A 6,693-nucleotide genomic window follows, 5' to 3' on the forward strand; every position below is an offset into this window, starting at 1 on the left:
GCTGGCACGACACACCCCTTGAAATGCTTGCGCTATTCCTAGCATTATGTAATACTAGGAATACGAGCCGCAAGGAAGGGATCACATCATGGCGAAAGCAGCAGCAAAGGTCGCCCCGACCCAACTGCGCCGAGGCACCGGCACCCGACGGAACGGGATGGCCGCTGGGCTGATGGCCGCCAGGGCCGCCGACCAAGGCCACCAGCTCATCGCACTCGACCAGATCGCCCGCAACCCGGAGAACCCCAGCGAAGGCCGCGTGGAGGACGTCTCCGACCTCACCGAGTCCATCAAGGAGGTGGGCATCCTCCAAGCCCTTCTGGTGTGCAGCAGGGCCGCCTACCTTGCCGAGCGACCCGAGGTGGACGTGGAGCCGGGGGAGTGGGTCCTCCTTGCCGGTGAACGCCGCATCCTCGCCGCCCGCGCAGCGGGACTGAGCGAAGCCCCGGTCGTGGTCCGCGACGATCTGGCCACCCCAGGGCTCTCCCACGCGGTGGCCTCGGCCGAGAACGGACTGCGCCAAGGGCTCAGCCCCCTCCAAGAAGCTCGCCAGTACCAGGCCATGGCGGATGCTGGCCTGCCCCAGCGCCGGATCGCCGCCTTGGTCGGCCGCAGCCCGGGGCACATCGCGAAGCGACTGAAGCTCACCCAGGTCGACCCCGAGATCCTCGAGGGACTCGGCTCCCGACTGGAAATCAATGCTGCGTACGCACTCGCTGAGGTGCCCGCCGCCGAACAGCGCGCCGTGCTCGAGCGTGCCGATCGCAACCAAGACAACATCGGCGAATACGCCATCACCCGCGCCGCCCAGTGGATCGCCGACGACCGTGCTGGTGCCGTGGCGCTGGAGAAGGAGTTGGCCAAGGGCGGCACCGAGGTCCGTGATGTGCCGTACTACCAGCTGATCACCGGGAACGAGAAGGAGATCACGGCCGCACGAAAGGCCGGCACCCTGATCCTGGCCCGCAACGAGGGATCGGCCCGGATCCAGTACGGCGACTCCCGCCTTGAGCGCAGTTCGGCCGCCAGCGAAAGCATCGACAAGGCCGCCGAGACACGCGCGGTGATGAAGCAACTGCGCGCCGGGGTGGATCGGTGGATCGGGGACCACCTCAGCGACTACCAGACCTCCCAGGATCGAACGAGCGAATTCGCCGCGTGGATCGTGGACCGGATGAGCGTCGATGAAGGCGTCGAAGCGTGGAAGATGCTGCGAGACCGAGGAATCGGCCCAGCCTACGACGCCGACGCCTGGACTACGGAAGAGCGGCGCGGCAACTTCCCCTACCGCGCCTGGCTGGAAGGGCTTACCGAAGCCGATCGGATCACCGTGGCGGCCCTGCTGCCGGTCATCTCCGACCTGCGTGCCTGCACCTACAGCACCACCTCCGAGGCCGCACAGCGGACCAAAGACCGCGCCGAGCAGGGGAGTGCTTCCACGGAAGCGCCCACCACCGATGCTTCCACGGAAGCACCCCAGACCGACGGAGACCGCACGTGACCACACCCACGATCCTCACCATCTGCACCGCCGCCGGATCCTCCGGCAAGTCGACCATCGCCGACGCCCTCGCCGCCCTCGAGGCCGAGCGCGGCCAACGGGTGCTGTTCATTGACGCCGACCCCCAATCCGACGGCACCCTCGTGCTGGGAGTCGAGCCACATCCCGACCAGCCCGGGATCGGGCACGTCCTCACCGGCCGCGCCACCCTCGCCGAGGCCACCGTGGATACTGCCAGCGGGGTCCAACTCGTGCCCGCCAACCCCGCCATGAGCGAAACCCTCGCTGAGTTCTCCCAGCGCCGCGGGGCCGACATGAGGCTGCGCCAAGTCCTCACCGACACCGCCCCCGAGGTGGACCTGATCGTCATCGACTGCCCCGGTGATGCCACCGCCCGCATCACGATCGCTGCGGTCTGCGCGGCCGACCACGTCATCTCCACCACCTTCGCGGCCGGCAAGGAATCCAAGGGATTGGTCGAGGTCGAAGACCTGGTGACCGAGTTCGCCGGCCTCTACGGGCTGGCGGTCCGCTTCTCCGCCGTGGTGCCCTGCGCGGTCCAGCCGCCCTCGCGAAACAACTCCGCACAATCCCACCTGGCGAACATCCGCGAAGCATTCGGCGAGCTGGTCACCCCTACGGTGCGCTGGTCGGAGTTGGTGCTGAACGCCTACGACGCCCGCCAGCCCGTCCCGGTGTTCGCCCCCAGCGCGGCCGTGACCCGCGATCTGCGGGCCGTCCGAGACGACCTCATCGCCAAGGGGGTGCTGTGACCTCCCGCACCCGCCAACTCGCCGTACGCATCCGCGCCGACCTGAAAGTCCGCGTCGACGCCGCCGTCGACGCCCTCAAACACAGCCGCGACCCCAGCTTCACCCTCCGCGAAGCCGTGGACGAAGCCCTCACCCACTGGGTCCAGAGCATGGAGAACCGCTACAACGAGGGCCAACCCTGGCCCCCGCCCGCCGGCGGCCTCGACGCCGGGCGCCCACGCCGGCGTACCCACCCCACCGAACAGGAGCCCTGATGAAACCCGGCACCGACCCCGCCGTCCTGGACGAGCTCACCACCCGGCTGATGCGCCGCACCACCCCCGACGAACGGGCCGCCGCCATCAGCTGCACCCACAAGGTCGCCGCCATCGCCAAAGACTGGCCCACCGGACCCGTCGACGACGCCGGAACCCCGCTCAACACCGACACCGATCAGGCATGGCGCCACTGGCAACAGATCCAAGACTGGGCCGAGACCGCCACCTATCTCGCCCGCCTCATCGCACTCGCCGAAGACGTCGCCCGCCACGACGAACCCCGCCTCATCTAGCCACGACCCCGTGGGGCAGGGGAGAGGTGGGCTCGTCAGAGCCACCGCCTAGGCTGAACAGTCATGGGTACCTGGCGGGCTGACCGCCCCACGCTCAGCGAACGGGTGGCACACACACGCCAAAACGAGGCCCGCCGCCGCGGAGACGATCCCGGTCCCACCCAGCCTGCGACACCGCAGCAGCGCAAGCCCTGCCATGTCTGGATCGATGGCGACCACGCAGCCTTGCTCATCGGCTGGAAACAAGCCGGAGACCGCACCTGGTGGGGCCGGGTCGTCCTGGTCGAAGACCACGACCCACAGCTGGCCTGGATCCGCCAAGACCGACTCACCAAGGCCTAACGCCCCGGCGCCCGGGTCAACCCTCGAAACGATCCGGATCCCTCACCGCGGCCCGCAGTGCGGCAATAGCCGCCTCAACCCCGGCCGCCTGGTCCTCATTCACCACCGCCGGTCGCCACCCATCCGGGTCCAGCACCGCCGAAGCCGCACGCCGCAGCCACTCCGGCCGCTTGACCCCCACCTCGGCCGCCTCGGCATCCACCCGTTGCAACAGCTCGGGAGAAAAGCGCACCAAGAAGGCAGGTCCCACGGCAGGTCGACCCCGCCGCCGACTCTCGTCCTCTGCCACTCGGCACCCTCCACAAAACGCTATCGAAAAATCCTAGCAAACCCTTGACCAGAATAAACGCTATCGTTTATTCTGGACGTAGTCCAGCACGGGGGATCGGCGATGGGTCCGCCACCCCCCCGCCGACCGAGAGGGATCACCATGCACGTCACCGTCACCAACCCCGATGATCCGTACGGCAGCCCCGCCTTCGACGGGCCGATCGAGCGGGCCGGCCACCACCTGCAGCCCGGCTCGTACGAGGCCGACTTCGACCACCAACGATGCGGCCGCATCGTGGTGATCCTGCCCGGGGTGGTCCTCCCGCTACCCGAGGACGCCGTCCTGCCACTCGGCAACCCCCGCCCGGTGCGCGATGAACACCTCACCCCCTACCGGGCCCGCTACCAGACCGCCGAGGCCCGCGAGCACTACCACGCAGGCTGGGCCGCTGCAGAGATCTACGACGACCTCGACACCGGCGAAGCCCAGAGCATGCACCCCGCCTACTGGCACGAATGGTCCGACGGCTGGGCCGACAGTGCCGCCGACCGCGACTACGGCCACCTCATGCACTGCCAGGACCACCGCAGCTGCTGACCACCCCACACGTGCCCGAGGGCGGGCAGGTCACCAAACCCCCGCCCTCGGGTCCCCAATCCACACACGAAGGAGCCCGCCATGGCCGTCTACGACCCCTTGGGCATCGAGACCGTGACCCTCAACGCCCCCTGCAGCAACTGCGGCCAACCCATCGAGTTCACCCACGACGAGGCCCACCGCCGCGACAGCATCGACTGCGAGAACTGCACCACCGGGGGAGTGGACCTCATCCACACCCGCGAGCAGGACACCTGCCCGATCTGCGAGCCCAGCAGCGCCCACGCCTGGCCCGCCCACAGCGACGGCACCATCTGCCCCCGCGCAGCGCTCACCCGCGACTGCCCCCGGCACCACCACTATCCCTACCCAGCCTGACCCGAGCGCTTCCACGGAAGCGCCCGACACGGTCGTCCAAACGACTGCTGACCAAGACCGCGCCACCGTACGCTTTCAACCGAAACCCCCTCGAGAAAGGACACCATGCACACCATCCACTTCACCGGCCACCTCGGCCGGGATCCTGAGCTGAAGTTCAACGAGGCCGGCAAACCCTGGCTCAAACTTCGCGTCGCCGTGAACCGACGGGTCAAGCGCGGAGACGAATGGGTCGATGCGACTCCCACTTGGTGGGACGTGACCGCCTCAGGAGACCTCGCCCTCAACGCCGATGAAAGCTTCCGCAACAGCGACCCGATCCTCGTGGTCGGGCGAGTGATCACCGAGGAGTTCCAGGACAAGAACGGCGAGACCCGCACCGCGACCAAAGTTCGCGCCGAAACCCTCGCCGTCCCCCTCGACCGCCGCACCGTCACCATCCGCAAACCCGTCGAACGAGCTCCGCAAACCACCGAGGCCACCGCTAGCGCTGACGCAGGGGATGGGGGTGAGCACGCCCATGGGTGAGGCCACGACCACCTCCTACAAGCACCTCCTGAGCATCGGCGGCGACGACGTTGGTCGCACTCACTGCGACCTCGGTGAAGGACACCACCATGGTGGAGTCGCTTTCAGTGCGCGAGGACGGACTGGGCCGCAGTCGCGGTGCCATCGCCAAGACACCCCAGGAAGTTCAGGAGGCGGTCGCCCTATTCGTCGCCCGCGCGGCCACCCACGTGCTGACCGCACCGCTATCTACCGCCAGCGCAGAGCGACGCTATACCCCGCGGGCAGCTGGCCGCCGATCGAGCTTCGGGCCGTGCCCCGGGAGGACTGAGATCACCACGCACTTGAATAGACGCAATGAGGCGGCCCGGCTTGTATGGAGTGGGTCTCTCCACCGGGCCGCCTCCGGATGAGATGTCATGAGGGATCAACGACACGACAACCCCATTATCCGCGCATAGTGCAATGCGGATTCCAAGTCTAGGACATCTCTCCATGGGCACCAGGGAAGGGGTGCACGATGGAGCACACGCACATCAGGGCCGCGATCGTGGCGGCTGAGGACTTCTATCATGATCAGCTCAGCGGTAGCTGGGCCGCCAACATGCTCACCGATCGCCGCCTGCCGGCGACGGTACTGCGCTTCGGGTACGCACCAGCCGGTTGGTCGACCACCACCGACCACCTGCGCGCCCAAGGCTTCGAGATGGCGACGCTGCAGGCGGCCGGAATCAGCCGCCGGAGCAGCGTCGGAACCTGGATCGACGCGCTCCGCGACCGGCTGACGGTCACCATCACCGACGCCGCCGGCCCGGTGGCCTTCACCGCCCGCCGCGCCGAGGGGGGCGAGGGGCCGAAATGGATCAACACCGCCACCACCGCGCTGTGGCAGAAAAATACGACTCTGCTCACCGATGCCCGCGGCATCGAGCCCAGTCCCAGCGCGCTGCCCATCTTGTGCGAGGGGGCCGCCGATGTGGCCGCAATCGCCACCGCCAGCGAGCGCATCCACTGCTACGCCGCAAGCCCCTGCGGCACCGGACTCACTGATGAGCACATCGACCAGCTCTACGCCCGTCACCGCGGCCCGGTCGCGGTGGCCTTCGACGGCGACGAGCCAGGCCGACAAGCCAGCCTGCACGCCTGGGAACGACTCACCGAACGGCCAGGATTCGGCGGCAGGCAACTGCTGGTGGTCGAACTTCCGCCAGGCCAAGACCCCGCTGACCTGGTCCAGGTTGGTCGCGGGGGAGATCTACGGCGTCGGTTGGTGACCGCTCGCCCGCTGGCCGAGTTGGTGGCCGAGATCCGCACCGCCGGCATCCATGCCAGCGACCACGCGGTGCGCGCCGTGGCGGCTGCCCAACACCTGATCGCCACCGACTGGGACCGTCTGCACACCTCGACCCGCCAGCACTACGTCGACCACCTCGCCCAGCGGCTCGGACTGGACCGACCGGCCGTGCAACAGATCGTCATCGACCACATCGCGAACTCAGCCCCCAAGCTGTCGCCCGACGGGCCATCGCCACGGGCAACATCGCCCCGAGACGCAACTCCTCGGGCCAGACCCCCTAGCTACTACGCGCCAACCACCACGGCGCCGCGTGTCCTACGACACTGAGCCAGGGCTGGGACGACCAAGCCGGGACTGTCGCAGGAACGGTGTAAGTGGCTCTACCGCCCGGATGGGCGAGAGGAGTCATGATGACCGACACACTGGTGGGCATGAGCCCACCGAGCCCGGCTGCGGCCGGCGATGCCGAGGACCGCG

9 protein-coding genes are annotated in these 6,693 nt (G+C 68.3%); 8 read left to right on the forward strand and 1 reads right to left on the reverse strand.

All coding sequences use genetic code 11. The features are described from left to right. The first annotated feature begins 88 nt into the window (after positions 1–88). Genes CGZ93_RS10460 through CGZ93_RS10475 form a run of 4 tightly spaced genes read left to right on the forward strand, consistent with a single transcriptional unit; the run spans position 89 to position 2,824 of the window. Positions 89–1,501: a ParB/RepB/Spo0J family partition protein gene (locus CGZ93_RS10460; RefSeq protein WP_094364090.1), complete on the forward strand. Its 1,413-nt coding sequence runs from the start codon at positions 89–91 to the stop codon at positions 1,499–1,501. After that, positions 1,498–2,274 (forward strand): ParA family protein, encoded by a 777-nt coding sequence (locus tag CGZ93_RS10465; RefSeq protein WP_176451727.1) that lies wholly within the window; start codon positions 1,498–1,500, stop codon positions 2,272–2,274. The genes CGZ93_RS10460 and CGZ93_RS10465 overlap by 4 nt, the downstream gene beginning before the upstream one ends. After that, positions 2,271–2,528 carry a hypothetical protein gene (locus CGZ93_RS10470; protein WP_094364092.1) on the forward strand — a complete coding sequence of 86 codons (258 nt, stop codon included), beginning with the start codon at positions 2,271–2,273 and terminating at the stop codon, positions 2,526–2,528. The genes CGZ93_RS10465 and CGZ93_RS10470 overlap by 4 nt, the downstream gene beginning before the upstream one ends. Continuing rightward, entirely contained in the window at positions 2,528–2,824 is a 297-nt protein-coding gene (locus CGZ93_RS10475) for a hypothetical protein (RefSeq protein WP_094364093.1), read from the forward strand. The genes CGZ93_RS10470 and CGZ93_RS10475 overlap by 1 nt, the downstream gene beginning before the upstream one ends. A 358-nt stretch (positions 2,825–3,182) precedes the next feature. Here CGZ93_RS10475 and CGZ93_RS10485 read toward each other — a convergent pair whose 3' ends face one another. Further along, positions 3,183–3,416, reverse strand: coding sequence for a hypothetical protein (locus tag CGZ93_RS10485; protein WP_094364095.1), 234 nt, complete (start codon positions 3,414–3,416; stop codon positions 3,183–3,185). Between the two features lie 180 nt (positions 3,417–3,596). On the opposite strand from CGZ93_RS10485, the gene CGZ93_RS10490 reads away from it, so the two are divergent. The 4 genes from CGZ93_RS10490 (at position 3,597) to CGZ93_RS10505 (ending at position 6,543) form a co-directional block, all read left to right on the forward strand. Next, positions 3,597–4,034, forward strand: coding sequence for a hypothetical protein (locus CGZ93_RS10490; RefSeq protein WP_094364096.1), 438 nt, complete (start codon positions 3,597–3,599; stop codon positions 4,032–4,034). 81 nt (positions 4,035–4,115) lie between these two features. Further along, positions 4,116–4,412, forward strand: a complete 297-nt coding sequence (locus tag CGZ93_RS10495) for a hypothetical protein (RefSeq protein WP_094364097.1) — start codon at positions 4,116–4,118, stop codon at positions 4,410–4,412. A gap of 105 nt (positions 4,413–4,517) precedes the next feature. Next, positions 4,518–4,940, forward strand: a complete 423-nt coding sequence (locus CGZ93_RS10500) for a single-stranded DNA-binding protein (RefSeq protein WP_094364098.1) — start codon at positions 4,518–4,520, stop codon at positions 4,938–4,940. A 499-nt stretch (positions 4,941–5,439) separates the two neighbouring features. After that, on the forward strand, positions 5,440–6,543 hold the full coding sequence (locus CGZ93_RS10505; protein WP_094364099.1) for a toprim domain-containing protein: 1,104 nt from the start codon (positions 5,440–5,442) through the stop codon (positions 6,541–6,543). The last annotated feature ends 150 nt before the right edge of the window (positions 6,544–6,693 follow it).

The sequence above is a fragment of the Enemella dayhoffiae genome (assembly GCF_002250625.1).
Taxonomy (GTDB): domain Bacteria; phylum Actinomycetota; class Actinomycetes; order Propionibacteriales; family Propionibacteriaceae; genus Enemella; species Enemella dayhoffiae.